Annotated in this window: 22 protein-coding genes; 12 read left to right on the top strand and 10 right to left on the bottom strand. The window is 40.6% G+C overall.

Going from position 1 to position 26,809, the window contains the following annotated elements; all coding sequences use genetic code 11:
* The first annotated feature begins 67 nt into the window (after nt 1–67).
* Nucleotides 68–1,084, top strand: a complete 1,017-nt coding sequence (locus ABDV70_RS02885; RefSeq protein ID WP_343595253.1) for a molecular chaperone DnaJ — start codon at nt 68–70, stop codon at nt 1,082–1,084.
* A gap of 132 nt (nt 1,085–1,216) precedes the next feature.
* Nucleotides 1,217–1,588 (top strand): endonuclease domain-containing protein, encoded by a 372-nt coding sequence (locus ABDV70_RS02880; protein ID WP_343595252.1) that lies wholly within the window; start codon nt 1,217–1,219, stop codon nt 1,586–1,588.
* A 99-nt stretch (nt 1,589–1,687) separates the two neighbouring features.
* Here ABDV70_RS02880 and ABDV70_RS02875 read toward each other — a convergent pair whose 3' ends face one another.
* Nucleotides 1,688–2,605: a hypothetical protein gene (locus ABDV70_RS02875; protein WP_343595250.1), complete on the bottom strand. Its 918-nt coding sequence runs from the start codon at nt 2,603–2,605 to the stop codon at nt 1,688–1,690.
* Nucleotides 2,606–2,675: 70 nt separating this feature from the next.
* Nucleotides 2,676–5,579, bottom strand: coding sequence for a valine--tRNA ligase (locus tag ABDV70_RS02870; RefSeq protein ID WP_343595249.1), 2,904 nt, complete (start codon nt 5,577–5,579; stop codon nt 2,676–2,678).
* 224 nt (nt 5,580–5,803) lie between these two features.
* Here ABDV70_RS02870 and ABDV70_RS02865 point away from each other — a divergent pair, with 224 nt between their 5' ends.
* On the top strand, nt 5,804–6,496 hold the full coding sequence (locus tag ABDV70_RS02865) for a hypothetical protein (RefSeq protein ID WP_343595248.1): 693 nt from the start codon (nt 5,804–5,806) through the stop codon (nt 6,494–6,496).
* A gap of 15 nt (nt 6,497–6,511) precedes the next feature.
* Nucleotides 6,512–7,315: an SDR family NAD(P)-dependent oxidoreductase gene (locus tag ABDV70_RS02860; RefSeq protein WP_343595247.1), complete on the top strand. Its 804-nt coding sequence runs from the start codon at nt 6,512–6,514 to the stop codon at nt 7,313–7,315.
* 133 nt (nt 7,316–7,448) lie between these two features.
* Here ABDV70_RS02860 and adeC read toward each other — a convergent pair whose 3' ends face one another.
* The 6 genes from adeC to sdsA form a co-directional block, all read right to left on the bottom strand.
* On the bottom strand, nt 7,449–8,900 hold the full coding sequence (adeC, locus tag ABDV70_RS02855) for an AdeC/AdeK/OprM family multidrug efflux complex outer membrane factor (protein ID WP_343595482.1): 1,452 nt from the start codon (nt 8,898–8,900) through the stop codon (nt 7,449–7,451).
* Nucleotides 8,900–12,079 (bottom strand): efflux RND transporter permease subunit, encoded by a 3,180-nt coding sequence (locus tag ABDV70_RS02850; RefSeq protein WP_343595246.1) that lies wholly within the window; start codon nt 12,077–12,079, stop codon nt 8,900–8,902. The genes adeC and ABDV70_RS02850 overlap by 1 nt, the downstream gene beginning before the upstream one ends.
* Nucleotides 12,080–12,093: 14 nt before the next feature.
* On the bottom strand, nt 12,094–13,338 hold the full coding sequence (locus tag ABDV70_RS02845) for an efflux RND transporter periplasmic adaptor subunit (protein WP_343595245.1): 1,245 nt from the start codon (nt 13,336–13,338) through the stop codon (nt 12,094–12,096).
* A gap of 21 nt (nt 13,339–13,359) precedes the next feature.
* On the bottom strand, nt 13,360–13,971 hold the full coding sequence (locus ABDV70_RS02840) for a phosphatase PAP2 family protein (protein WP_343595244.1): 612 nt from the start codon (nt 13,969–13,971) through the stop codon (nt 13,360–13,362).
* A gap of 306 nt (nt 13,972–14,277) precedes the next feature.
* Nucleotides 14,278–16,335: a site-specific recombinase gene (locus ABDV70_RS02835; RefSeq protein WP_343595242.1), complete on the bottom strand. Its 2,058-nt coding sequence runs from the start codon at nt 16,333–16,335 to the stop codon at nt 14,278–14,280.
* Nucleotides 16,332–17,309, bottom strand: coding sequence for an All-trans-nonaprenyl-diphosphate synthase (gene sdsA / locus ABDV70_RS02830; protein ID WP_343595241.1), 978 nt, complete (start codon nt 17,307–17,309; stop codon nt 16,332–16,334). Before sdsA ends, ABDV70_RS02835 begins: the two co-directional genes overlap by 4 nt.
* Before the next feature lie 332 nt (nt 17,310–17,641).
* Between sdsA and rplU the strand changes: the two genes are divergently transcribed.
* The 7 genes from rplU to ABDV70_RS02795 all read left to right on the top strand — a co-directional run bounded on the left by rplU (nt 17,642) and on the right by ABDV70_RS02795 (nt 23,875).
* Nucleotides 17,642–17,953, top strand: a complete 312-nt coding sequence (rplU, locus tag ABDV70_RS02825) for a 50S ribosomal protein L21 (RefSeq protein ID WP_343595239.1) — start codon at nt 17,642–17,644, stop codon at nt 17,951–17,953.
* An 18-nt stretch (nt 17,954–17,971) separates the two neighbouring features.
* Nucleotides 17,972–18,229, top strand: coding sequence for a 50S ribosomal protein L27 (gene rpmA, locus ABDV70_RS02820; RefSeq protein ID WP_343595237.1), 258 nt, complete (start codon nt 17,972–17,974; stop codon nt 18,227–18,229).
* Between the two features lie 218 nt (nt 18,230–18,447).
* A complete protein-coding gene (lolA, locus tag ABDV70_RS02815) occupies nt 18,448–19,146 on the top strand; it encodes an outer membrane lipoprotein chaperone LolA (protein ID WP_343595236.1) in 699 nt (232 codons plus the stop codon).
* A 540-nt stretch (nt 19,147–19,686) separates the two neighbouring features.
* Nucleotides 19,687–20,457: an RsiV family protein gene (locus ABDV70_RS02810; protein ID WP_343595234.1), complete on the top strand. Its 771-nt coding sequence runs from the start codon at nt 19,687–19,689 to the stop codon at nt 20,455–20,457.
* Nucleotides 20,458–20,554: 97 nt separating this feature from the next.
* A complete protein-coding gene (gene serS / locus ABDV70_RS02805; RefSeq protein WP_343595232.1) occupies nt 20,555–21,826 on the top strand; it encodes a serine--tRNA ligase in 1,272 nt (423 codons plus the stop codon).
* Between the two features lie 54 nt (nt 21,827–21,880).
* On the top strand, nt 21,881–23,257 hold the full coding sequence (gene cysG, locus ABDV70_RS02800; protein WP_343595230.1) for a siroheme synthase CysG: 1,377 nt from the start codon (nt 21,881–21,883) through the stop codon (nt 23,255–23,257).
* Nucleotides 23,258–23,404: 147 nt separating this feature from the next.
* Nucleotides 23,405–23,875 carry a tRNA (cytidine(34)-2'-O)-methyltransferase gene (locus ABDV70_RS02795; protein WP_343595228.1) on the top strand — a complete coding sequence of 157 codons (471 nt, stop codon included), beginning with the start codon at nt 23,405–23,407 and terminating at the stop codon, nt 23,873–23,875.
* Between the two features lie 215 nt (nt 23,876–24,090).
* Here the strand turns inward: ABDV70_RS02795 and ABDV70_RS02790 are convergent, their stop codons facing one another.
* The gene (locus ABDV70_RS02790) at nt 24,091–24,480 is read right to left on the bottom strand and encodes a helix-turn-helix domain-containing protein (protein ID WP_343595480.1); all 390 of its coding nucleotides are present in this window, start codon (nt 24,478–24,480) and stop codon (nt 24,091–24,093) included.
* Between the two features lie 130 nt (nt 24,481–24,610).
* Between ABDV70_RS02790 and ABDV70_RS02785 the strand changes: the two genes are divergently transcribed.
* Nucleotides 24,611–25,165, top strand: a complete 555-nt coding sequence (locus ABDV70_RS02785; RefSeq protein WP_343595226.1) for a flavodoxin family protein — start codon at nt 24,611–24,613, stop codon at nt 25,163–25,165.
* Between the two features lie 71 nt (nt 25,166–25,236).
* Here the strand turns inward: ABDV70_RS02785 and ABDV70_RS02780 are convergent, their stop codons facing one another.
* On the bottom strand, nt 25,237–26,643 hold the full coding sequence (locus tag ABDV70_RS02780; protein WP_343595223.1) for an APC family permease: 1,407 nt from the start codon (nt 26,641–26,643) through the stop codon (nt 25,237–25,239).
* Nucleotides 26,644–26,809 lie beyond the last annotated feature (166 nt).

Raw genomic sequence — 26,809 nt, 5'->3', positions numbered from 1 at the left:
AAAGCATGCTTTGCTACCTTCCTGATCTGATTATTGCTACACTTTTTTCTTTTTCAGGTGGATGAGTATGTCCTTTGATCTCAAAGTGAGTGTGCAGCGAAGGTCTGAACCGTCTGCACAGCAGAAAAAACTGAATCGCCTAATTGATAAAATAGAACAGCAAAAAGTGAGTCTTACGACTTGGCAAAATGCACAAGCCGAGATTCAACAGCACATACGGCAAAAACTGATACCTGTGTATCATGATTTGCATGAAGTGCTATTTCAGCAGTTGGATCAACTTTGGAATATGTTACATAGCCATGAGTTTTCCAAAGCAGACATGCAACAACTCGATGAAAAAATTGCTCAGCTTGCACAAATGTTGAAGCGTTCCAAAATGCTATCTGCTGAACAGTTGGATTTAGTAAAACAGATCGAGACCTTTTATCAGCAACATGTACAAGAGTCGGGAAAAAAGAATAAAAAAGTTCATTCCGTAGAATTTGAATATGAAGAAAGCGTTGATCAACGTGCAGAGTTAGAAGAAGACTTTGAGCAGTATGCTGCCGAGCAACAACAAGCGCGAGAACAAGCCAAACAGCAAAGGCAACAACAGAAACGTAAACAAGCTGAGCAAATGGCAGCGCAGTCACTCAAAACAGTTTACTTAAAAATTGCTGCGATGATTCACCCAGACCGTGAGCAAGATGAAACAAAGAAAGAAGAAAAAACTGAGTTGTTTCAACAGGCAAGTCAGGCCTATGAAAAGCAGGATTTGTTTTATTTACTCAAGCTCCAGTTGCGGCTTGAACAGAATAAAGGGCTAGGCACTAAAGAACTATCAGCCGAACAGTTACGGTTTTATAAACTGGCTTTAGATGCACAAAGTCAGCAGCTTGAGAGCCAAATAGCTGAGATTTTAGATTCTTTTCAGTTAGCCAAGAATGTAAAAGCAGAGCATGTGCATATCAACGATGTTTATAAAGCTATAGAGGCGGACTGTGCTGAGTTAAAGCAGCAGTTGAAATGGGAAAAGGAACGCTTAAAACATATGAAAAAAGTGAGTGGGGTAGAGATGTTGTTGGGTGGTGGGGGTTTATAACCTCTCCCTAACCCTCTCCTTTGAGGAGAGGGAACTTCATTGCGTATCGAATAACAAGTTAATTCACAAAGGATACTCCTTCTCCCCTAGGGAGAGGGCTGGGGTGAGGGTAATTAAAATGGAAAATAAAGAATGAAGCTAAACCCACAATTATTAGTATTTGCCAAAACTATGCGAAGTAATGCTACAGATGCAGAAAGCTTAATGTGGCAATTACTTCGAGCCAAGCGATTTATGAATCTTAAATTTCGTAGGCAGCATGTGATTGCACCGTATATTGTGGATTTTTACTGCCATGAAATAGGTTTGGTTATTGAGTTAGATGGTAGTCAGCATGGCACTGATGATGGTCGAGCTTACGACGCCGAACGGACTAAGTTTTTAGAAGCTTTGGGTTTGAAAGTTGTGCGGTATTGGAATAATGATGTGCTGAGGAATACTGAATCAGTTTTGGGGGATTTGTGGGTTGTTTGTGGTGAGTGTTCGAATATGACCTCTCCCTAACCCTCTCCTTTGAGGAGAGGGAACTTCATTGCGTATCGAATAACAAGTTAATTCACAAAGGATACTCCCTCACCTTCAGGGAAAGAATTGGAGTAGGGGTTATTTAACTGGTGATGTATAACGCCTTAAAACATAACCTTCAATTTCACTTTGATCTAATGTAATTCGAACTTTTAACCATGATTTAGAAATGGTTTTATCAGGTATAACTGTTAGCAGAGTGCCTGAGGGTAAGCTCTCAATAATGGAGCTTTTCTTCTTGGGTGACTCAAAAAAGTCTACGGTATTTATAACAACTCTTTTATTTGCAAGAAATTGATTTAGAGTTTCTTGGTTGGAAATATTAGCTACTGGTTCAGTATTACAATTGGCTCTTTCAGAATCATTTTTTATTAATTCATCAACTAAAGGTTTAACAGCATATTCAAAGACAAAAGCTATAGTTAAGTCAAAAGCAGCATCTACGGATAATTTTTTAAATACTGAACTCGAACAAATATTTATAAAAATCGAGAACATAATGGAAATGATGATCGAAGCAGAACTATTTTCTTCGGTTGTAGTTGTTGAGCTGACCGTTAGATTATCTTTGTTGGGGGTGATTGGAACATTAGCTGATTCTAGGTCTTGAATAATTGGTTGAGAAGAAAAGTAATCAATCATTCGTTCATGCAAAACTGAACTAATACTATGTTGCTGTAAAGCACTTAAAGTACTTCCTAATCTTAGTTGTGCCTCTAAATTTGTACTGAAAATAGAGCTCAAACTTTTCTGTTGTGATGCACGAATGGCACTTAAAGCTTTCATAGTAGGAGAATCGTGTATTTCCCGAAAAGCTTTCATAGCAGGAGAGCTCTGCATTTCCCGAAAAGCTTTCATAGCAGGAGAGTTTTGCATTTCCCGAATAGCTTTCACAGTAGGAGAATCTTGCATTTCTCGGAAAAATTTTAAAGCTGGTGAATCCTGCATTTCATGGATTATGTTTTTTAGATCATATTTTGGCATAATATTTTTCATAATTTAATTTATTAAATTATAAATAAAAAATCCCCTCAAATGAGGGGATTTTTTTAATCAAACCACTGCATTAAAGCGCAGCAATTTGCTCCATATTCGCCTTAACTTTCTCTAACTGAGCAGCAAACTCAGCAAGCTTCGCTTTTTCACCTTCAACCACCGCTGCTGGTGCTTTAGAAACAAAGCCTTCATTTGCAAGTTTATTTGCAATTTGGTCATGTTGCTTTTGGACTTTATCCAAGTCTTTTTGCAAACGGGCAAGTTCCGCTTTCGGGTCAATTAAACCTTTCATTGGTACAAACACAGACGCATGACCCACCACACTTGAAGAAGAAAGTGGTGGTTCTTGGTCTAGGCTTAAAAACTCAATGCTTTCAACTTTAGCCAATGCTTTGAATAAAGGTTGAATACGTTCAATTTGCTCACGTTCAGCATCAGAAATATTTTGCAGTAACACAGGCAATAAGCGCGCATTCCCTAAGCCCATTTCACCACGAATGTTACGCACTGCGCCAATCAAACCTTGTAGCCATTGCATATCTGCTTCGGCTTGGTCATTCATTTTTGCAGTTTCAGGCACTGGGTATTGCGCTGTCATGATGGTTGCACCACCTTTGCCAAGCATTGGTGCAAGAGTTTGCCAGATTTCTTCAGTCAAATACGGCATTAACGGATGAGCCAAACGTAAAGATGCTTCCATCACTGCAAGCAATACACGACGTACTTCAGCTTTACGCTCTTCTGAAACGTCTGCATCGTTCAGAACTGGTTTGGTCAATTCAACGTACCAGTCACAGTATTCATTCCAGATAAAGTCGTAAATCGCTTGAGCAGCAAGGTCTAAACGATACGTTGCAAACGCTTGGTGTACAGCAGCTTCAGCTTTCTGCAGACGGCTCATAATCCATTGTTCTGGAAGTTCCCATAGATCAGGGCGAGCATCAGTACCAACAGTTTGACCTTCGACATTCATCAGAACGAAACGAGTTGCGTTCCAGATTTTGTTACAGAAGTTACGGTAGCCTTCAACACGTTTTAAGTCGAACTTGATGTCACGACCAGTGTTTGCAAGTGCACAGAACGTGAAACGAACTGCATCTGTACCATAGGCATTAATCCCTTCAGGGAATTCTTTGCGAGTCGATTTTTCAATTTTCTCGGCTTGTTTCGGATTCATCAAACCTGTAGTACGTTTAGCAACAAGGCTTTCTAGGTCAATCCCGTCAATAAGGTCAAGTGGGTCAAGCACGTTACCTTTCGACTTCGACATTTTTTGACCTTCGCCATCACGTACCAAGCCATGAACGTAAACAGTCTTAAATGGAACTTGTGGCGTACCATCTTCATTCTTCATGAAGTGCATGGTCATCATGATCATACGGGCAACCCAGAAGAAAATGATGTCAAAACCAGTCACCAACACATCTGTTGGGTGGAAGGTTTTTAAAATGTCATTTGCTGCATCTTGAGCAGCATCGCCCGTCCAGCCTAAAGTTGAGAATGTCCATAAACCAGATGAGAACCATGTGTCTAACACATCTTCGTCTTGCTGTAATTCAACGCTGTCTGCAATGTTGTTTTTGGCACGTACTTCTTCTTCGCTACGACCAACATAGATGTTGCCTTCGGCATCGTACCAAGCAGGAATACGATGACCCCACCAAAGTTGACGAGAGATACACCAGTCTTGGATATTATTCATCCATGACATATACATGTTGGTGTATTGTTCTGGAACAAATTTGATGCGTCCGTCTTGAACCGCTTCAACAGCAGGTTTTGCAAGCGGTTCAATTTTGATATACCACTGATCGGTTAAAAGTGGCTCAACGATTACGCCTGAACGGTCACCACGTGGTGCTTTTAAGTCGTAAGGTTGGATTTGATCTAACCAGCCTTCAGCTTCGGCTTGAGCGACTAATTTCTTACGTGCCACAAAACGGTCTAAACCAATATAGTCCGCAGGTGCAGTAATGGTTTTAGAAATTTGTTCGCCAGCTTTTTCAATATATTCAAACTCAGGCAAAATCGCTGCTTCTTTGTTGAAAATATTGATAATTGGCAAGTGATTACGACGACCTAAATCGTAGTCGTTAAAGTCGTGTGCAGGGGTAATTTTTACGCAGCCTGTACCGAAATCTTTTTCGACATAATCATCAGCAACAATCGCAACTAAACGTCCTGTAATTGGCAAGACAATGTTTTTACCAATTAGGTGTTGATAGCGTTCATCTTCAGGATGTACCGCAACTGCTGTATCACCTAATAGTGTTTCAGGACGCGTTGTTGCAACGACTAAATAGTCTTTGCCATCTTGAGTTTTAACAGATTTATCTTCAAAGAAATATTTAAAGTGCCATAAAGAGCCTTTTTCTTCATGGTTTTCAACTTCAAGGTCAGACAGGGCAGTTTGTAATTTTGGATCCCAGTTTACTAGGCGTTTACCACGGTAAATCAGACCTTGTTCGTGAAGTTGAACAAAGACTTCTTTTACGGCATTCGATAAACCTTCATCCATGGTGAAGCGTTCACGTGACCAGTCTACAGATGAACCCAAACGACGGATTTGACGTGTAATGTTGCCACCCGACTGTTCTTTCCATTCCCAAACTTTGTCGATGAATTTTTCACGGCCCAAGTCATGACGGCTAATGTTTTGCGCGCCAAGTTGGCGTTCAACCACCATTTGCGTTGCGATACCCGCATGGTCAGTTCCCGGTTGCCAAAGTGTGTTTTTACCCATCATACGGTTATAACGGGTTAAAGCATCCATAATGGTATTGTTAAAACCATGCCCCATGTGCAGGCTGCCTGTCACGTTTGGCGGTGGAATCACAATACTAAAAGATTCACCCTGACCTGATGGTTTAAAATAGCCATTTTCTTCCCAGATGGAGTACCATTTCTTTTCGATCTCAGTCGGATCGTACGTTGTAGCAATATTCTGAGCGTTTGTTGCTTGAGCGTCAGTCATAATTAACAGATCAAAAGTGAATAAAAATTGCTTTTAATTATAACAAAAAATTTAAGTGTTGCGTGAGGTGTGACGAAGCGGAAAAGCGACATCGTTTATGTTTAAAACGATGCGTATTTTTGAGATGATAGCGCAAGTGTAAAGCTGACCATCGCCATCTTATTACGGTTTGTAAACAGGCGAGAAACGGCAGGAATAGAACAAAAGTTGGGGTAATCGTTTTTATGGCGTATGCAGTATATTTGCAGGTAGACACGCAGTCTTATCAAAAATTTTTACAGATTCGGACCGCATTGAACGCCAAAGTTAAACACAAACAGGCGCATGATTTAGGCGAAGTCTTGGCAGATGTTGCGGTACAGATTATTCGGCAGGTTTTTGTTGCGTTATTAGAACAGCAAAAACGTCGTATCCGAAAACCTGAAGGGCATAAAATTGCACAGGATTCTGAAAAAGTCATAGAACATGTGTTGCATGCGATTCAAAAGTATTTACCGTGGGCAATTGCGTTGTTCAGTAATGAACGCTTAGCGCCTGTTGTAAATTATTTTAATGAGATGATTGTGCAGCAGCAAAATCAGATTTTTATAAAGTATGATGTAAATGATGACTTGGTGGCAAAAACGTATGCCACGATTCAGCGTGTCAGGGAGGGCGAAAAAGTGGCTATTCCTGAAGCTTTTGGGTGTTTGATTGAGATCATTGATTTAGGTATCCAACAATTGATTCATCATCCCAAAGATATGCTGAAATTTAATTTTGTGGTGGATAAAACCCTCAATGGAGTGATTCAGATGAGTTGCCATCTTGCATATAAACGCTTAGAAGGTTTAGGACGAGAGGTGGATCTGGAGTCTGCACCTTATTATATCGACCATTTTTTAACTTTTTTAAACCCTGAAAACACGACTGAATAATCAAAGGAAAAAGTAATGTCAAATATAAACCTAAACGATCAGGTAGTGTGGATTACAGGGGCATCTTCGGGGATTGGTCGGGCATTGGCTCAAGTCTGTGCTGTACAAGGTGCACAGGTGATTTTGTCGGCACGTCGGGAAGATGAGTTAAAAGCAGTTTTGCAAGATTTACCCGCACCAGAAAGACATGACTATGTGGTGATGGATGTGACTAATGAGCAACAGGTGGTAGATGCCTATCAGCAGATTTTACAACGCAAAGGTAAAGTAGATTGGCTCATTAATAATGCAGGGATTAGTCAACGTGCCTTGATTAGTGAAACATCGATGCAAACTGAACGTAAAATCATGGAAATTGATTATTTTGCACAGGTCTGTTTAACCAAAATTGTTTTGCCTAAAATGTTAGCACAAGGTCATGGTCAAATTGTGTTTGTGTCGAGTGTTGCAGGGTTAATTGGGACACAATATCGTGCAACTTATTCTGCTGCAAAAGCTGCTATTCACATGTGGGCAAATAGTCTACGTGCCGAAGTGGCAGATCAGGGGATTGGCGTTGCGGTGATTTTCCCGGGGTTTGTTCAGACCAATGTGTCATTTAATGCACTTAATGGTGCGGGGCAACCACAGGCACATCAGGATGAAGCCATTGAGCAAGGACTCGATGTCGATACATTTGCCAAAGCTGCAATTCGGGCAGTGATGAGTGGACAGGAATATATTGTGATTGGCGGCGCAAAAGAAAAACTAGGTGTGGCAATGTCACGTATTGCACCGCAATGGTTGTATAAAATGATCCGTAAATCAAAAGTAAAATAAACGTCAGTTGTGTTTTGTCGATGATACTTGCTTTATCTGTTCTGATGAATCATGCGATTGATGAGCTTTCAATATCCGAATTTGACCTATAAAAAATGCTTACCGAAGTAAGCATTTTTTATTTCAGACAGAATTACTTTTGTTGTAATTCTTGACTAGAAGGTTGATGTTGAACTTCATCGCTGGTTTGGGCTTTAACACCACCACCCAGCGTTTTGTAGAGTTCAATTTGGTTGTTCAAATTGGCTTGTTGTAGTGTGAGTAAACCTTGTTCAGCAGAGTAGTTCGAACGCTGAGCATCTAACACTGTCAAATAATCATCAATCCCTGCACGGAAACGCGCACTAGAAAGTTGATAGTTTCTGTTGGTTGCTTCAACTAGTCGACGTTGTGCTGATAGACGATCTCCAATATTTTGGCGAATCGCAAGAGCATCACTGACTTCACGGAAAGCGGTTTGAATCGATTTCTCATAAGACGTTAACGCAATTTGCTGATCTGTCTGAGAAATTTTTACATTAGCTTTGCGTGTTCCCCAGTCAAAAATAGGCAAGTCCAGACTCGGTGCGACAGACCAGACAAATGAACCAGATTTAAATAGATCTGATAAATCTGCTGATGCCAAACCTGCCGAACTGGTTAAGCTGATGGTTGGGAACAAACGTGCTTTCGCTGCACCAATATTTGCACCCGCAGCACTCAGTTGATATTGCGCTTGTTGTATATCGGGACGGTTATTTAGCAAGTCACTCGGTAAACCTGTTCCAAAAACAGACTGACGGGTAATGTTGTGTACAGTCTGCACTGGCAGTAATTCAGTCGGTACAGATTGACCCACCAACAGATTTAACAAGTTTTGTGCTTCTGCAATTTGGGTTTTGTAGTTTGCGACGTCATTACGTGCTGTTTCTACCGAAATTTGTGCTTGGCGTAGTGGTATTTCGCTGTCAATCCCAACTTCAAAACGACGTTTGTTCAGATTATACGACTGTTGTTGAGCAACAAGCGTTTGTTGAGCAAGGTGCAGATTTGCATTGGCATAAGAATAACTTAACCATGCCTGTGCCACCTGACTGATTAAGCTAATTTGAGTCGAGTCATGTGCACTTTGCGTTGCCAGATAATTATCTAAAGCAGCATCTTTTAAACTACGAACACGTCCCCAGAAATCAAGCTCATAAGAGGTGACACCTAGGCCAACCTGATAAACACTAACGGGCTTGTAGTTGGTTGATGTAGATGCAGCACGAGTAAAGCTGGCTGAACTACCAATTGTAGGTAACTGATCATTTTTAGTAATTTGGTATTGTTGCTGAACTTTTTGAATATTCAAAGCAGCAGTACGCAAATCACGGTTATTTTGCAGTGCAAGATCAATCACTTGTACTAAACGGGCATCAGAGAAAAAGTCTTTATACCCTTGAGCGGCAATCGACGTTCCATCTGCTCCTTTGTAAGAATAGCTATTTGGAATATCTGCTTTAGCGACTGGTTCTGGACCACGCATGCTTTGACATGCAGTCAAAGCAAGCGCAAGTGTAGAAACCGCAAAGCCACGTGCAAAAATTGATTTTGCCTGTTGCATCACGATGTATGCTCCTGATGATTTGTATTCTTCGGTTTGTATTTAAAGATACTACGAATCCATACAAAGAATACTGGGATAAAGAAAATACCTAAGAATGTTGAGGTTAGTACACCACCGATTACACCATAACCTACAGAGTGCTGGCTACCTGCACCTGCACCTGTCGAAATGGCAAGTGGTAAAACACCAAAACCAAATGCTAAGGTTGTCATAATAATTGGACGTAGACGTAATTTAGCGGCATGCATGGTTGCTTCAAATAGATCTTCGCCTTTTTCCTGTAGTTCTTTTGCAAATTCTACAATCAAAATTGCATTTTTCGCAGACAAACCAATCACCGCAATCAGGGCAACCTGAAAGTAAATGTTATTGGACAGGTTCGGGTTGTGCAAGATGGATAACCCAAGGAACGTCAACGATACCGCACCGACCAAACCTAAAGGTACAACCAGCAATACAGAGAACGGTACAGACCAACTTTCATACAATGCTGCAAGGCACAAGAATACAATGAGCAATGAAAGTGCATATAAAGCAGGGCCTTGTTTACCAGAGTCTTGCTCTTCTAAAGATAACCCTGTCCACTCATAGTCAAAGCCAGATAAGCCCATAGACGGAAGCTTTTGCATGATTTCCTGCATCGCTTGCATGGCCTGACCAGAACTTACGCCTGCTGCCGCGGAACCCTGGATGTTCATGGAAGACACGCCGTTATAACGCTCAAGACGTGGAGAACCATATGTCCAATGACCTGTGGTGAAGCTTGAGAATGGAACCATGCTTCCCGCAGAGTTACGGATGTACCATTTGTTTAAGTCATCTGGCATCATGCGGCTGTCCGCTTGACCTTGTAGATAAACTTTTTTGATACGGCCATGGTCAATAAAGTCATTGATATAACTACCACCCCAAGCAATGCCCATCGTGCTGTTAATATCAGAGATACTTACACCCATAGAGCCAGCTTTTGCTTGATCAATATCAATTTTATATTGAGGCGTATCATTCATCCCGTTAGGACGTACTGCCATCAAGCGTTTATCTTGTGCAGCTAAACCTAAAATTGCATTACGCGCAGCCAGAAGTTTGTCATGTCCTTGACCATTGATGTCTTTCAACATGAAGTCAAAGCCTTGGCTCACACCAAGTTCAGGCATTGCAGGTAATTGTAATGGGTAAATCAACGCAGCATCATTGATCATGCCATTGAGCGCCATTGAGCGTCCAACAAGTGCAGAAACTTGTGTATCAGGGGTTTTACGTTCGCTCCAGTCTTTTAACTTAACGAATGCCAAACCTTGGTTTTGTCCCTGACCTGTAAATGAGAAGCCAGCAACACTAAACACCGAAGCCACACTTGATTTTTCCTGATTAAGGAAATGCTGAGTAATGGTATCAAGGGTCTTTGTGGTACGTTCAAGAGTTGCATTATTTGGTAGCTGAACTAAGGTCATGATAACGCCCTGATCTTCATCAGGTAAGAATGACGTTGGTAATGCTTTAAAGACGAAACCAAAAATACCAAACACAACTAAATACAGAACCGCAGAGAAGACCTTATGATGGGTCATGCGGTTTACACCTTTCTGATAACGTTCAGAAAGTCTCTCAAACCCGTTATTAAATCCTCTAAAGAAACGCGCAACAATATTATTGCTTGGTGCTTTATTTGGATCATGCTGTTTTAAAATTGTGGCACAAAGAGCAGGGGTGAAGGTAAGGGCAATTGTCAATGAAAGTACCATTGCTGTCACAAGGGTCAAAGAAAATTGACGATAAATAACCCCTGTCGTCCCACCAAAGAATGCCATCGGAACGAATACCGCAGTTAATACACTGGTAATCCCGATCAGTGCACCTGTGATCTGACTCATTGACTTTTCAGTCGCACTGACAGGATCAAGATGTTCTTCTTGCATAATACGTTCGACGTTCTCGACCACCACGATCGCATCATCGACCAATAGACCAATTGCAAGCACCATGGCAAACATCGAAAGGGTATTGATTGAGAAGCCAAACAGGTTAATAACTGTAAACGTACCTAAAACAACAACGGGTACAGCCAGCGTTGGAATAATGGTTGCGCGCCAGTTCTGTAAGAACAAGAACATGACAATGAAAACCAGAACAATCGCTTCAACGAGCGTATGAACTACGTTTTCAATTGAAAGCTGAATAAATGGTGTGGTATCAAAGGCAATATCATCTTTTAAACCAGCTGGGTAAGTAGGGCGTAATTTTGCTAATGTAGCTTCAACATTTTTTGCTGTATCTAAAGCATTTGCGCCAGTGGATAAACGAACTGCAATACCAGCCGCAGGCTTACCATTAAACTTAGATTGGAACTGATAGTTTTCTGCACCAAGTTCAATACGAGCAACATCTTTTAGGTGTACTTGTGCGCCAGAAGTGGTGTTTTTAAGGATGATATTTCCAAACTGTTCAGGTGTTTGCAACATACTTTGTGCATTTACAGTTGCATTGAGCACCTGTCCATCTACCGCAGGGGCACCACCTAATTGACCTACAGCAACTTGTGCATTTTGAGCAGTAATAGCACTACTGACATCAGTTGGCGTAAGTTGGTAGTTGGTTAGTTTGTCTGGATCTAGCCAAATACGCATTGCATATTGACCACCAAAGACTTGCACTTCACCCACACCTTGAACACGGCTAAGCGGATCTTTGATGTTAGAGTTGACGTAATCTTTAATGTAGGCATCAGATAAAGCGTTGTCTGGAGAATAAAAAGCAAGGACTTGCAAGAAACTTGCACCAGACTTTTTAACGGTAATCCCCTGACGTTGCACAGCTTCAGGTAAAGATGCTGTTGCAGTTTGCAGTTTATTTTGTACCTGTACCTGTGCAATGTTTGCATCAACACCTTGTTTAAAGTTGACACTGATAGACACAGTTCCGTTCGATGTACTCTGAGAACTGATATAACGTAGCCCATCCAAACCATTCATTTGTTGTTCAATGACTTGGGTGACTGTGTTTTCTAAAGTTTCAGCAGAAGCACCAGGATAAGTTGCAGAAATACTAATACTGGGCGGTGCAACTGTAGGATATTGTGCAATCGGCATTTTTGTTAGCGTGATAATCCCCGCCAGCATAATGACCAATGCAATCACCCAAGCAAAAATTGGGCGATGAATAAAAAACTTAGCCATTCAATCTACCCCTTTTAAGCATGTTGTTTTGCTTTTTGTTCAGTGGATGATGTAGGCGCTTGAGCTGTCGTTGGTTTTGCTGTTGGAGTCGTTGCAGCATCAGGTTGTGGTTTATAAGGTGTAGTTTTCACCTGTTGACCTTCTTTCACTTTTGCAACGCCGTCAACCACGACTTTATCGCCAGCGACTAAACCTTTGGTCACGATCCAGTTTGAACCTTGTGTACCTGAAGTTTCGACATTACGCACTTCAATGTTGCCTTTTTGATTTACAACAAATAAGGTTGCTTGACCTGTTGGGGTACGTGTAACCGCAATTTGAGGAACCAGATACACATTTGGTAATACGCCTTCAACAATCTGTGCAGTGGCATACATACCCGGAAGCAATAAATGATTTGGGTTTTGGAAAATAGCGCGAATGGTCACACTGCCAGTGCTGGTATCTACACTTGCATCAGAGAATGCCAACGTCCCTTCAATTGGGTAAATGCTGCCATCCTCAAGTTTTAATTTCACTTTGGCATTGTTGCTATTGTCCAAGCTGCCTTGTTTAAGCTCTTGGCGTAAACGTAATAAATCACTGCTTGATTGATTGATATCAACATAGATTGGATCTAGACGTTGAATGGTCACTAAAGCATTTGTTTGGTTTGCTGTAACCAATGCGCCTGTTGTGACAGTCGAACGGTTGGTTTGACCTGAAATTGGGGCACGAATGGTTGAATAGCCAAGATTGATTTTGGCATTTTTAAGTTCGGCTTGAGCAGCTTCGATTTGAGCTTCTGAGACATGAATCTGTCCCATCAAATCATCATAATCTTGTTTGGAAACAGCATTGATTCCAATCAATTGTTGATAACGATTCGCTTTGGTCTTCAATGAAGCCAAATTGGCACGTTGCTGTAGTAAAGCTGCATTTGCATTGTCGACAGATGCAGTATTGGTACGAGGATCGAGTTGGTAAAGCGCTTGACCTGCTTTAACATAGCTTCCTTCGGCAAAAAGACGTTTTAAAATCACACCGCTGGTTTGAGGTCGGACTTCTGATACTTCATAAGGAGAAGTCCTTCCCGCAAGTTCCACGGTTTTTTCGACATTTTGCGGCTGTGCAACAAGAACTCCAACTTCAGCCATTGGAGCCTGTTGGGATGCGGCAGCTTGCTGTGCATCCTTTTTATTGTTACAGCCAACAAGCGCTATGCTTATTGCTAATGTGCAAGCAGTAAGGGCAGGGGCCCAAAGCTTAGCTGACATCATTGTTCCACCTCTTTATAAATTTTAAAAAATAGACCCAGAATTTTTCTGATTTATCCGTAGAAGCAGTCGCCATAATAGAGAGATCCATATGAAACCAAGCCCCCATCCAGCCAAAACATCTGTTGGAAAATGTACACCCGCATAGACCCTTGAAAGACCCATGACCAGCCACCATATTGTTATTAAAACAACAACATAAAAACTTCGTTGCTGCCGATAAAGACATATACCTATACTCGCTAGGGTTGCGGCATATAAGCTATGGGCACTTGGAAATGATGGGCCGTAACTTTTCACAATTGCATAGACAAGATCTGGTCTAGGTCGAACAAAAGCCCATTTGAGTGACCAACCTAGAACTATACTGCCTATTATTCCTACAATAATAAATATTGCAGGTCGATATTGCTTTTTTACAATGAAATATAAGCACCAGAGTGCAGTAAATAGTAATACAAAAGGCATGCCACCAATCAATGAGAGGCATTGTGTTACAACATTGAGTGAGGCAAAGCGATGCTCACTGAGAAACTCGACGACAACACTATCGAATGGATTTGTAAAACCCCAGTGCAATGTGATTACACTGATTCCGAAAAAAATGCCACCTATATACAGATAAAGGTTGGGCATAGAGCATCCCTTGTATTGATAAGTTGAAGACTCTGGTCAGGTTGCAAGTGTACTCGTCAGTACACTTTATTTCAAGGTGAAAATTAGATCACTTTGGAGAAGCTTATCTCATCTTGCAACAGAAAAGCAGAACTTGTTTACCAAAGAAAAACAATTTGAAATATTTGAGGGAGATCATTTGTAATTTTTGATGATAAATGTGATCAGATTCGAAATAAAATAATGCACTTAAGCGCGTGGACACAATAATCTTGGCAAGATGTTTTTACCTTACTGTATGTTTGTGACAGCAAGGTGAGAATCATATTATTTATGTGGATGTTCAGAATGGTTGTCTGATTGCTCTGAGCGAGATGGCCAAAAGAAATCGCTTGGTCGTGTGAAAAAATGGGTTAGCACTAATTTGACCAAAGGCTTCCACTGTTCAAAACGAACACGACGGGCACGGAGAGCAACAAGGATGGTGAGTGAAAAGCTCACAAAAAGGTTGGTTAGGCCGATTAAAATCACACCGAAGGTCGAAATTAAAATCAGGCCAAGATCTGGGCTTTGGATACACATTAAGCCTTGAATTAAATTGGCTGATGCAAAGGCAATATGGCGAATATCAAGGGGTAGCCCCAAAATAAAACCAATGGTTCCCATACTACCTAGCATAATGCCAAATAAAAAATTACCTGCCAGCGCACCTAAATTACGCTCGATATAATCTGCAAATTTATTTTGACGTTGCTCACCGAGTAACTTTCGTAAACGCTGGTGCGCTTTTATACGTGGGCCAATTTTTCGGTAAATGGCCATATTGTCAAAATAGCCTGCAATTAGTCCCGAAAGAAACAGACAGACACCAGCAATCGCTGCATGCGGCACAGCCAATGAGGTAAAAGGGTCTAATGAATGTAATGTATACGCGGCTTTGGTGTTGCTGAGTAAGGGCTCATTCCAGCCTTTTTGCCAAAGAAAAGTAATCAGCGCTGCAATCGGCATTGCAAGGGTAATATTGCCTAAAATTGCAATAAATTGAGTCCGAATAATATTCACAATCAATTCGGCAAGTTCGGCTAGCTGCGCTGTTCTTGTTCCTTTTCTTTGTTGCACGGTCGATGCAAGTGCGGCAGCCGTCATGGCAGGTTGTTTTGTAGCGACAGTAAAATGGAGAATATGAATAAACACAAAGCCAAATGCATAGTTCATGCTATAACTAAACGCATGCATAAACGGTGAGAGTACCAGTCGTGACAACAAAATTTTAATGGTTGCCATCACGGCAATAATACAACCTGCACCAGCGGCTGCACGGTACATGTCAAAAAAGCCTTTTTTGTCTGTGCTTACATAGTGCTCGCCCGTTTTACTGGCATTTTCTGTGACCTGTAATGCCAATAACTCACTATTTGCAGAGAGTAAAGCACCGACACTTTTTTCATTATGGGTTGCTTTAATTAAGTTATAAAGCAACTCTTTTGCTGCAACAGCATGTGTTTTGGATTGGTAATCGACCAGTTGTAACAGGATTTCTAAACGATCAAGGCTTTGCTCCAACACGGTCAATAAATAGGTCAGATTTAAACTCACACCAATACGTTTAGTCGCCCGACGAATATTGGCAACAATATCCAGACATTGTTCAATCATGACAAAAGCCTGAGCGGTATCTGGTGGAGGGAAAACACTGACTTCATTGTGTTGTTGTATTGGCGTATTAAATTGCTGTACGAAATGAATAATCTCTCTATTTTGTGCAATAAAAGGAGATTCATATTCAATTAATTTGGGTTCAGCGTAAATTAGCTCTGGGAATAAACCAATCCCGCTAATTCGGTAACTCAAAACATTAATCGCTTTAATCAGGCTTTGCCGAATATTGTTTTTTGCGATTTGATCTGAGGTGCTGTTATCAAATAATCCAAAGAAAAGTATCCAGTCGCTCTGTTCAATGCGTTCTAACCAATAATGATCGCTTGGGAGATAAAAAACTTTAGCGACAAGATCTTGTAATTGGGTGTCGTCATTTAATGGCGGGAGAATATGTGAAACGATACGTTGCCCAAGCTGGTCCCAAAAACCATCTAAAGAAAGAATGCCGCTGTCTGAATACAGTCTGGTTTGCTTATATTGTGTGATTAACCGAAGAATATAGCGTCTAAGGACATTTGAAAAATCAGGCGTTTGTAAAACGACTTGAATAACATTTTGAATATTTTGATGGATTTCTTGTGAATCTTTTGCATTTTTAGGGCGTAATATGCGAACAAAATCAATCAGTGCTTGTTCGCCAACAACGGCTTGATCATTTTCAAGCTGTTGTTGGATTGAGAATTTAATTTGCTGAAGAAGTTGTGTTGCGTTTTGATGATTAATCATTGAATCCTGTCTAATGCTAGCATGGCTAAATTATATAAGGCTTGGCGAGCGGAACTTTCAGGGAGGATGTGTAATGCAGTAATCGCAGCTTGAGTTTCTTGTTTTGCACGTTCACGGCAGTAATCTAAAGCGCCACTGTTTTGAACAATATGAATGACACGATCAAGTTCGGTTAAGCCACCTGTTGCGATACTCTTACGAATTACGTCATGTTCTTCGCCCGATGTGTTCTTTAATGCAGAGATTAACGGTAAAGTTGGTTTACCTTCCATTAAATCATCACCAATATTTTTACCTAATGTTTCTGCATCAGAAGTGTAGTCTAAAATATCGTCAATAATTTGGAATGCATTACCAAAGTGTCCCGCATATTGTCTGAGCGCAGTACGGTACTCAGGCTTGCCAGCTAAAATCGCAGCGCCCTCGGTTGCGAGTTCAAATAGACGAGAGGTTTTACCGTGAATAATATCGAGATAGGTTTGCTCGGTGGTGTCAGGTTGATGCTGTGCCTGTAGCTGTAGTACTTCACCTTCAGCGATTTCACAGGTTCCTGTTGAAAAATCTTTTAACAGAACCATGTCATTTAAATCGACCAATAAATCAAAGGCACGTGCAATCAGAAAATCTCCAACCAAAACGGCAGTTTGATTGTTCCATGTTGCATTTGCTGTCGGACGCCCACGTCGTAAGTTTGATTCATCTACGACATCATCATGAACCAATGTTGCAGTATGGAGCATTTCAATGACGGCTGCGAGTCGTTGTGTCCGATATAAATCTGTTTCACCACAGGCTTGCGCTGCGAGTAAGCACATAATCGGGCGCATGCGTTTACCGCCTGCTTCAACCACATGTTTACTCACTGACATGACCAATGCGACTTTAGAGCTAATTCCTTCATTAATGAATTTATCCATAGCTGCAAAATCAGAGGCAACAGGAGCGAGAATATCTTGCTTAAAATCAATGGCCATACAAATAAAAACCTTAGATCCATTAAATGTTATATGTCGTTTTACGAGCAAACTTATCGTAATGCTTGATAATCCAATGATCGTGTTACATTGGAAAGCCTGTTTTATACCACAAATTCCTCAAATTTTCTTGAACATAGCACATGATTTCATAGGAATTATCGAAACTATAAGAGAAGTGGTGCCATAAAAATAAAAAAACGGAAACTTCACTTGAGATTTGGCGATTTTTTGCATAAAATAACCGCCTTTGAACAATTCCCCAGTGGCGCTCGTTTTAAGATCGATATTCCCTTTATCGGCACGACGACACGGGCAGTGTGGAGTACAATATGTACGCAGTAATCCAAAGCGGTGGTAAACAGCACCGTGTTGTTGAGGGTGAAACCCTTAAAGTAGAATTATTGAAAGCTGAAACTGGTACAACAATTACATTTGACGATGTATTAATGCTTGTAAACGGTGAAAACATTCAAATCGGTGCTCCAGTTGTTGCTGGCGCTCAAGTAACTGCAGAAGTGGTTGGTCATGGTCGTCATGACAAAATTCGCATTGTAAAAATGCGTCGTCGTAAACATTACCGTAAACAACAAGGTCACCGTCAATGGTTTACCGAGTTGAAAATTACTGGTATTTCAGGCTAATCACGAGGAGAAGTAGACATGGCATCTAAAAAAGCCGGTGGATCGACAAAAAACGGTCGTGATTCGAATCCTAAAATGTTAGGCGTTAAAGTTTACGGTGGTCAAACTGTAACTGCTGGTAACATCATCATTCGTCAACGTGGTACAGAATTCCACGCTGGTGCAAACGTAGGTATGGGCCGTGACCATACTTTATTTGCTACTGCTGACGGTGTAGTAAAATTCGAAGTGAAAGGTCAATTTGGCCGTCGCTACGTAACAGTTGATGCTGAATAAGTATTAGACTGTGACAAAAAAGCCTGCTTATGCAGGCTTTTTTTATGGTTAAATTTTTTTGACCGTTCATACTTTATTCAAATTTTAAATGATTGTCACAAATCGAAGATATAAGTGTACAAAATTTCTCAATTTTTCTATTCTTGCATGTGGCTGTGTGGCTTAGTATGAAAGACATCCTATAGGGTGTATTTAAAAGATAAAAGAAGGTTTAAACCATGAAAATGCTTGGTAAAAAAATGAGTACGGCTGTTTTGAGTGTTGCGTTTATTGCAACACCTGTTGTCAGTATGCATGCCCTTGCAGCGCCTGTTGCTGCCTCAGAACAGCAAGCCACTCAAAATCTGGTCAAACAACTTACGGGCTTACATAGTTTCTCTGCAAATTTTACTCAAACTACAAAATCAAATGGTAAAAAGACTGTTCAGAAAAAAGGGTTGACCTCTCAACACCTCAATCAAACATTCCAAGGAGTGATGAAGGTTGAGCGCCCAGGGAAATTTTTCTGGGAAACCACTTCTCCATCTAAACAGACCATTGTAACTTCGGGTAAAACCGTTTGGATTTATGATCCCGATTTACAGCAAGCTGTTCGTCAAAGTTTAAGTGATCAGGTTGCCAATACGCCTGCATTATTGCTGTCAGGAAATACAGCTCAGATTATGCAGTCGTATCATGTGACTCAGCCAGACCGTAGCAAAACTTATTACACCTTAAAACCGAAGGCAAAAGACAGTGCATTCCAAAACTTAACCATTAGTTTTGGTGCAAATGGTGTACCATCATTGATGATCTTAAATGACTCTTTAGGGCAAACCACAACTGTCAGCTTTAGCCAAGTGAATAAAAATGCAAAAATTCCTGCATCAACTTTTAATTTCACTCCGCCAAAAGGCACCGATATTATTGATCAATAAGTGCTGATCAATCGCAACATTATGTGGTCATGCTAATGTTGTAAGTCGCCAATCGTTATTGGACTGATAATATTTTTTGATATTGCAGTCCAATGCGGTTGTATATATCTTCTTATAATAACGAATCTTTTGTATTGATTTATAAGTTGTTTATGTTCACGATTTGCATGAAAAGATGTAAGGTTCTTAAGCCTTTGAAATAAGAATGATAAAGTTCAGCCACTCTTAGTTTATTATTCACGAAACAATTTTAAAAATATTTTCATTCCGAAGGTCTATATAAAAATTCTTTTTGAAACTTAATATGACGTTGCTTTCACTTCTATTTTATGTTGGTTAGTAGAATTTCAGTTAATGACAATGGTTGTAAATGAAATGTCAGGAAACGCTATTCATCGAAATTTTTGAGCCCTATCCATCGCATTTTGAATCGTAAAAATGACTTTGTTTGAGGATGTTTGCCTTGGGATACATTTCTCTTATTTTTTAATGAACTATAAATTTTGTATAGTGAATGGAAATAAGGATCAGGAAATTTTCATGATGTGGCAGTGGCAAAATCATTATTCTAAAACACTTGTGGTGAGTTTACTGGTTGGTGGTTTTTTGGCAGGGTGTCAGCCATCGTCTTCAACATCGCAAACTGAAAGTTCAAATCATCAAGCGGCTTCCGAAGTCAAAGCGCAATCCATTCCGCTTATTCAAGCAAAAACGGTTCCTGTAAAATTAACGCAAACGGTTGTCTGTGAAACGGATGAATGTACCAATTATCAATTGGCGAGTGTTCAAAGTAATGTACCGTGGATCAATGCGTATTTTATGGATCGGTTAAAAAAAGATGTACCTTTGGCATTTAAACCATCATCTAAACCCGCATCGTCTGTTGCTCCAGAGCAAGTGGGTCAAAATCAATATTCTGTCCGTTATGTGGGGCAAAATAAAAATTTAGCGAGTTTTGTTTTTGATTCTTCGACCTATAATGCGGGCGCGGCACATGGTATGTACCATGAAGATTATGTAATTTTAGATTTGCAAAATAAGCGCCGTGTAATGGTAGACCAGTTAATGAAGCAGGGTAAGCAACAGCAGGTTTTAGCTGCATTATATGAGGCAAATCGGCAGTGGCTTGACGCGCACCAGATTAGTAAAGAAAAACTGCAACTGAGTGATAACTTTTACTATGGCGTTCATGGGATTGTCTTTGTTTATCCGCTTTATGAATTGGCATCTTATGCAGAAGGAATGACGGAATTAACTTTACCGTATCGTGATGCACAGGGTTTGATTCAGCCACAATATTTGCCTGAATAGGTTCTCAATTTTGGATAAGTAAGTCACGGGTGACTATATTTTTTATAGTGAACCGCTTACACTATTAGACAATCTTTTTTATGCAATTTGACTGGTTATGATCGACCCGAAATTACTTAGAACGAATATTGAAGCAGTAAATCAGGCATTGGCAAAACGTGGTGTGCACTTAAATGTTGAAGAATGGGCAACATTAGAAGCACGTCGTAAAGAACTGCAGTCGAAAACAGAAAATTTGCAGGCAGAGCGTAATGCTGGTGCTAAACAGGTCGGACAAATCAAAAAATCAGGCGGTGATGCTTCTGAGATCATGGCGCGTATGCAAGCCATTGGTGATGAAATCAAAGCCGCAGAAGTCGCGCTTACCGAATTACAAGATGAGATTGAACAAAAATCATTGTCTATTCCAAACTTGCCAGATGCGTCTGTCCCTGAAGGAAAAGATGAAAGTGATAATGTTGAAATCTTAAAGTGGGGAACACCACGTCAGTTTGATTTTGACATTAAAGATCATACCGACTTGGGCGAGTTTATGGGCGGTTTAGAGTTTGAAACTGCAACCAAACTGACAGGTTCGCGTTTTAGTGTCATGAAAGGACCTTTGGCTCGTTTACACCGTGCATTAACCCAGTTTATGTTGGATACGCATACGCTTAAAAATGGTTATACCGAAGCTTATGTGCCTTATTTGGTGAATGCAGATTCACTTCGTGGGACAGGTCAACTTCCTAAATTTGAAGAAGATTTGTTTAAATTGCAAGGTGAAAAAGAATATTACCTGATTCCAACAGCCGAAGTGCCTGTAACTAACTTTGTGCGTGATGAAATTATTGATGCAGATCGTTTACCACTCAAATATACAGCGCATACCCCATGTTTCCGTAGTGAAGCGGGTTCTTATGGTCGTGACACACGTGGCTTGATTCGTCAGCACCAGTTTGACAAAGTTGAGATGGTACAGATTGTAAAACCTGAAGGTTCAATGCAAGTTTTGGAAGAAATGACTGCACATGCCGAAGGAATTTTGCAAACTTTAGGCTTGCCATATCGTAAAATTTTACTTTGCGGAGGCGACATGGGCTTTGGTTCAACTAAAACTTATGATTTAGAAGTTTGGGTTCCAAGTCAAAATACCTATCGTGAGATTTCAAGTATTTCGAATATGGGCGACTTTCAGGCACGCCGTATGAAGGCACGTTACCGTGTAGACCAAAAGAAAACTGAACTGGTACATACATTGAATGGTTCTGGTTTGGCCGTAGGTCGTACCTTACTTGCGGTGATGGAAAACTACCAACGTGCTGATGGTTCAATCGAGATTCCAGAGGCATTACGTCCGTATATGGGCGGTTTGGCATATATCGATTAATTTTGTGCATGATTTTTGCTTAAAACGATCAAATTGAAAAGTTAGAGGTTTGTTGTGGAAATTTTTCCAATCTCACTCAAGTTGCAGCAGCAGCGTTGTTTGATCGTTGGCGGTGGGCATATTGCCTATCGTAAAGCGATTTTGTTACAAAAAGCAGGGGCAATCCTTGATGTGGTTGCACCTGAAATTGATGCAAATTTACTTGAGATTGTAAAAAAATCGACAGGGACATTTTTGCAGCATACTTTTTCCGAAAAAGATCTAGCATTTCCTTATCGACTGGTAATTGCCGCGACCAATGTTGCCGAGGTGAATCATCAGGTCTTTGCCTTGTGTGAACAGCGTAATTTACTGGTGAACAGTGTGGATGACATTCCTCACTGTCGTTTTATGATGCCTGCCATTATTGATCGTTCACCTTTGGTTATTTCGGTGGCTTCAAATGGCACATCGCCCGTTCTTTCTCGCCAACTTCGTACCAAAATTGAAACTTTGGTTCCACAAGGGATGGGGAAACTGGCTGAATTTTCAGGGCAGTGGCGTAAACAGGTGAAGGAAAAAATTTCCAATCCTGACCAGCGCCGAGTGTTCTGGGAAGATGTTTATGCAAGTGCCATCAAAGAACAGGTCTTTACAGGAAATCTCGACACAGCTCATGACATGATGCGGCAAGCACTTGATACATGGTCAATTCCGAAAGGAGAGGTGTATTTGGTGGGGGCAGGACCTGGTGACCCAGAACTATTGACCCTAAAAGCATTACGTTTGATGCAACAGGCTGATGTGGTGATCTATGACCGTTTGGTGTCTGCACCTATTTTAGAATTATGCCGTCGTGATGCAGTTAAAATCTATGTAGGAAAAGCCCGTTCAAATCATAGTGTGCCTCAAGACGGGATTAATGCGCTCCTTGTGCAATATGCACAGCAGGGTAAACGAGTGTGTCGTCTGAAAGGCGGTGACCCATTTATTTTTGGGCGTGGCGGTGAGGAAATTCAGGAACTGTTTGCCGCAGGTGTGGCATTTCAGGTTGTGCCGGGGATTACTGCGGCATCTGGCTGTTCTGCGTATGCAGGAATTCCTTTGACTCATCGGGATTATGCACAAAGTGTTCGGTTCTTAACGGGGCATTTGAAAGAGGGGTCTCCTGAATTGCCTTGGCAGGAACTGGTCTACGAAAACCAGACGCTGGTTCTGTATATGGGTTTAGTCGGATTAGACCGAATTTGTAAACAATTGATCGCACATGGTCAACGCCCCAATATGCCTGTGGCATTAATTTCTAAAGGTACAACACCTGAACAGAAAGTTGTTGTCGGAACTTTGCAAGATATTGCATCAAAGGTTGCAGAGCATCAAATTCATGCGCCAACGCTTACCATTATTGGTGAAGTAGTCACATTGCGCGAACAACTGCAATGGGGTGAGTGAACCGGATGATCAGATGCAGTTCGTTTGGGATTTAAAGTCTCTTGGGAAAACTGTACTTGTATGGAAGAAAGTCAGTAGCAAACCTGTCTAAACGCAAGGCAATGTCTGCCTGAGTTGATTAATAAATGCTTACAAGTGAGTAATGAAGTGATTCATGTAGTTTTATTTGAGCCTGAAATTCCAAGTAATACAGGAAATATTATTCGGCTATGTGCCAATACTGGCGCACAGTTACATTTAATCAAGCCATTGGGGTTTGAATTAGATGATAAAAAGTTAAGACGTGCAGGCTTAGACTATCATGAGTATGCCCGTATGAAAATTTGGGACAATATTGAGCAATGTCTGGCAGATTTGAAATCGCAAGGCGTTGAGCATATTTTTCCATTAACCACTAAAGGTTCAGCAACTCCGCATACGGTCGATTTAAATCGACCTGTTGCGCTGCTTATGGGGCCAGAAACACGTGGTCTGCCTGAAGCTGTTCGGTTATTGTTTCCAGAACAACAATGGATTCGCCTGCCAATGACAGAAAACTCACGCAGTTTAAATTTATCGAATGCGACGGCTGTGATTGTGTATGAAGCTTGGCGTCAGCAGGGGTTCAAGCCGTTGTAATTTTGTATAAAATTGATTGGAGTGCCAGCATTTGACTGGCACTTTTTTATTTTGGGTTATTCCACAGATATTTACATGATATGTCGTTATTGCAGTACAAAATTTTTAATATTTTAAGATAAAAACATCAGAGCCGACATACTTAAATATTCAACGATATGTCTTGTGCTATTTTAAAAATCTGCATTGTATAAACCGCAATGGATGAGCAGACCTTAGGTGCTGCTCAGTTCGGTTTTGTTGTTTGCATCATAGGTTTGTTGTGCATGTAAAACTCGATTGATATTTTGTTCTGCCCATTCTTTTAATTGATATGCAGTTTTGGAAAAATCTGTTCCAAGCGTGGTCAGAGAATATTCGACTCGGACAGGGCTGGTGTCAATGACGGTTCTTTTTACAAAACCATCACGTTCTAGATTTTTCAGTGTTTTTGAGAGTACTTTTGGAGAAATTCCTTCAATGTTCTTTTTTAATAGATTGAAATGTTGAGGAGAATACTCGAGTGCATTCATGATCAGAAGTACCCATTTATTGGCAAGTGTTTCAAAAAAAAGCCGTGCAGGGCAATGCATACTATAAATGTTGTAACTCGATAAAGCTGTCATATTAATTTTATACATTCCGTGCTAATTTGGGTGTATTGCCAGTAGTTACCTCATGGTAACTAATTGACAGTTAGTTTCTAAAATATATCATATAGCAATTCCTTTCTAAAATGAAAAAACAGGTTCTAATATGGCTAAAGTCGCAGTTGTATATTTTTCTGGTTATGGACACACTAAAGTAATTGCAGAAACATTCGCAAAAGAAATTGATGCAACATTGATTGCAATCGATCAACAAGGTGATATCCAAGAAGCTGAATGGGAAACATTAAATCAGGCAGATGCGATTGTATTTGGTGCGCCAACATACATGGGTTCATCGCCGTGGCAATTTAAGAAATTTGCTGATGCAACTTCTAAAATCTGGTTTACTCAAGGTTGGATGGATAAAGTTTTTGCAGGTTTCACGAACAGTGCAAGCTTAAATGGTGACAAGCAAGTTACTTTAATTCAACTTCAAACTTTGGCATCTCAACATGGCGGAATTTGGGTAAGCTTAGGATTACTTCCTGCAAACAGCAAAGCGGCAACACGCCAAGATGTAAATAACTTGGGCGGTTCAGTTGGTTTATTGGTACAAAGCCCATCTGACGCAAGCGTTGATGAAATTCCATCAGGTGATTTAGACACAGCAAAAGTATATGCAAAACGTGTATTGGCTGTCGCTGAAAAACTTGCAGGCTAATTCAAAGGTTGCAAAGAAAAAACCAGCAGCTCAATTTGAGTTGCTGGTTTTTTTATGGAGATGACAGTTGATTAGTCGTGTTTGTATTGAGGCGGTGGAATCTTGAATCCTTTGGTTTTATAACCAAGGAATAAAACACCCACAACAGCCCAAATAATTCCCCATTTTAGTGCAACATGGTCAATTTGAAGCCATAATGCACCAACAGCGATAAATCCTAATAACGGGATAACCACATAATTAAAAATGTCTTTTGGCGTTTTAGTACGTCCTTCACGCAATGCATATTGAGAAATGACGCATAAATTAACAAAACTAAAAGCCGTTAATGCACCAAAACTAATCAATGACACCACATGATCCAGATCGGTAAAACCTGCTGATAAAGCAATGACACCCACCAAAATAATGTTGAATGCAGGTGAGTGCGTTTTACTGCTTAAACTACCAAAGTATTTTTTGTTAAATACGCCATCACGTCCCATAACATACATGAGTCGAGAAACCCCTGCATGTGCAGAAATACCAGACGCCATGACAGTGACGATTGCAAAAGCCAAAATCACTGACTTAAACATTTCTCCACCGACAATACGTAAAATGTCAGGTTGGGTTGCATTGACATCATGGAAGTATTGGCTTGGATTGCCTGGGAAGAACAGTTGCATGAAGTAGGTTGCAGCAATAAAAATAATCCCAGAGATCAACGCTGTTAAGAAGATCGCCCGTGGTAATACTTTATCTGTTTCATGGGTTTCTTCAGCTAAAGAACTGAGCGCATCAAATCCTGTAAATGAGAAACATAGAATAGTCGCACCTGTAATTAACGCTCCAACTTTTGCCTGATCGCTAAAGAATGGTGTTGTTGACCACAGGGTTGCATCGTGGTTTGTAGATAAACCTAATGTGTTAAGTGCAGTGTTACCAATTGCTAATTGTTTGATAATTAAGATAACAAATATCAGAATGACTAAAATCTGGAAGAATACGATTAAGCCATTGAAGTTTGCGACAAACTTAATTCCGCGCAGGTTAACCCATGTCATAAATACGGTTAGTCCAATGACCCAAACCCAGTGGTTCACGCCCGGGAACATGTCTGTTAAATAAATAACAGCCAGTAGAATATTCACCATCGGACTTAAAATATAGTCCAGTAATGATGACCAGCCGACCATAAAGCCTGCATTGGGATGGACTGAACGCTGTACATACGTATAAGCAGAGCCAGATGATGGATAGCGTCGAATCATATTTCCATAGCTTAAGGCTGTAAATAAAACGGCCAGTAAAGCAAAGAAGTAAGAAGTGGGAACATGTTGGACACTTGCATTAGATACCATACCGAAGGTATCAAATAGGGTCATAGGTTGGATGTAGGCCAATCCAATAATAATAATATGGCCAAGAAGAAGTGTTTTTTGCAGTGAAGCTGCCGGTTGAGTCCCAGAAGAATGTGTCAACGGCGTTATCCTCATAATCGTTGATCAAGGATCAGCTGAATTTTTAGGATCGTTTAGGACGAACGATCCCCCCTACTATGTAAAACGAAGAGCGCAACTTTATATCAATTTGATATAACTTTACAGCAATTAATTATTCAATTAGCAAAAAATCTGCCAGTTCAGAACATCATGATTACAA

It is taken from the genome of Acinetobacter sp. (assembly GCF_039596015.1).
Taxonomy (GTDB): Bacteria; Pseudomonadota; Gammaproteobacteria; order Pseudomonadales; family Moraxellaceae; genus Acinetobacter.
This window is presented reverse-complemented; position numbering and strand designations above follow the sequence as displayed.

What these genes read in the sequence shown, in the direction of transcription:
- serS (WP_343595232.1), top strand. Translation starts at nt 20,555, where the DNA reads ATGATCGACCCGAAATTACTTAGAACGAATATTGAAGCAGTAAATCAG.
- rpmA (WP_343595237.1), top strand. Translation starts at nt 17,972, where the DNA reads ATGGCATCTAAAAAAGCCGGTGGATCGACAAAAAACGGTCGTGATTCG.
- ABDV70_RS02810 (WP_343595234.1), top strand. Translation starts at nt 19,687, where the DNA reads ATGATGTGGCAGTGGCAAAATCATTATTCTAAAACACTTGTGGTGAGT.
- rplU (WP_343595239.1), top strand. Translation starts at nt 17,642, where the DNA reads ATGTACGCAGTAATCCAAAGCGGTGGTAAACAGCACCGTGTTGTTGAG.
- sdsA (WP_343595241.1), bottom strand. Translation starts at nt 17,309, where the DNA reads ATGGCCATTGATTTTAAGCAAGATATTCTCGCTCCTGTTGCCTCTGAT.
- ABDV70_RS02850 (WP_343595246.1), bottom strand. Translation starts at nt 12,079, where the DNA reads ATGGCTAAGTTTTTTATTCATCGCCCAATTTTTGCTTGGGTGATTGCA.
- ABDV70_RS02780 (WP_343595223.1), bottom strand. Translation starts at nt 26,643, where the DNA reads ATGAGGATAACGCCGTTGACACATTCTTCTGGGACTCAACCGGCAGCT.
- ABDV70_RS02880 (WP_343595252.1), top strand. Translation starts at nt 1,217, where the DNA reads ATGAAGCTAAACCCACAATTATTAGTATTTGCCAAAACTATGCGAAGT.
- ABDV70_RS02865 (WP_343595248.1), top strand. Translation starts at nt 5,804, where the DNA reads ATGGCGTATGCAGTATATTTGCAGGTAGACACGCAGTCTTATCAAAAA.
- ABDV70_RS02860 (WP_343595247.1), top strand. Translation starts at nt 6,512, where the DNA reads ATGTCAAATATAAACCTAAACGATCAGGTAGTGTGGATTACAGGGGCA.
- ABDV70_RS02885 (WP_343595253.1), top strand. Translation starts at nt 68, where the DNA reads ATGTCCTTTGATCTCAAAGTGAGTGTGCAGCGAAGGTCTGAACCGTCT.
- ABDV70_RS02785 (WP_343595226.1), top strand. Translation starts at nt 24,611, where the DNA reads ATGGCTAAAGTCGCAGTTGTATATTTTTCTGGTTATGGACACACTAAA.
- ABDV70_RS02875 (WP_343595250.1), bottom strand. Translation starts at nt 2,605, where the DNA reads ATGAAAAATATTATGCCAAAATATGATCTAAAAAACATAATCCATGAA.
- ABDV70_RS02870 (WP_343595249.1), bottom strand. Translation starts at nt 5,579, where the DNA reads ATGACTGACGCTCAAGCAACAAACGCTCAGAATATTGCTACAACGTAC.
- ABDV70_RS02840 (WP_343595244.1), bottom strand. Translation starts at nt 13,971, where the DNA reads ATGCCCAACCTTTATCTGTATATAGGTGGCATTTTTTTCGGAATCAGT.
- ABDV70_RS02845 (WP_343595245.1), bottom strand. Translation starts at nt 13,338, where the DNA reads ATGATGTCAGCTAAGCTTTGGGCCCCTGCCCTTACTGCTTGCACATTA.
- ABDV70_RS02835 (WP_343595242.1), bottom strand. Translation starts at nt 16,335, where the DNA reads ATGATTAATCATCAAAACGCAACACAACTTCTTCAGCAAATTAAATTC.
- lolA (WP_343595236.1), top strand. Translation starts at nt 18,448, where the DNA reads ATGAAAATGCTTGGTAAAAAAATGAGTACGGCTGTTTTGAGTGTTGCG.
- adeC (WP_343595482.1), bottom strand. Translation starts at nt 8,900, where the DNA reads ATGCAACAGGCAAAATCAATTTTTGCACGTGGCTTTGCGGTTTCTACA.
- ABDV70_RS02790 (WP_343595480.1), bottom strand. Translation starts at nt 24,480, where the DNA reads ATGACAGCTTTATCGAGTTACAACATTTATAGTATGCATTGCCCTGCA.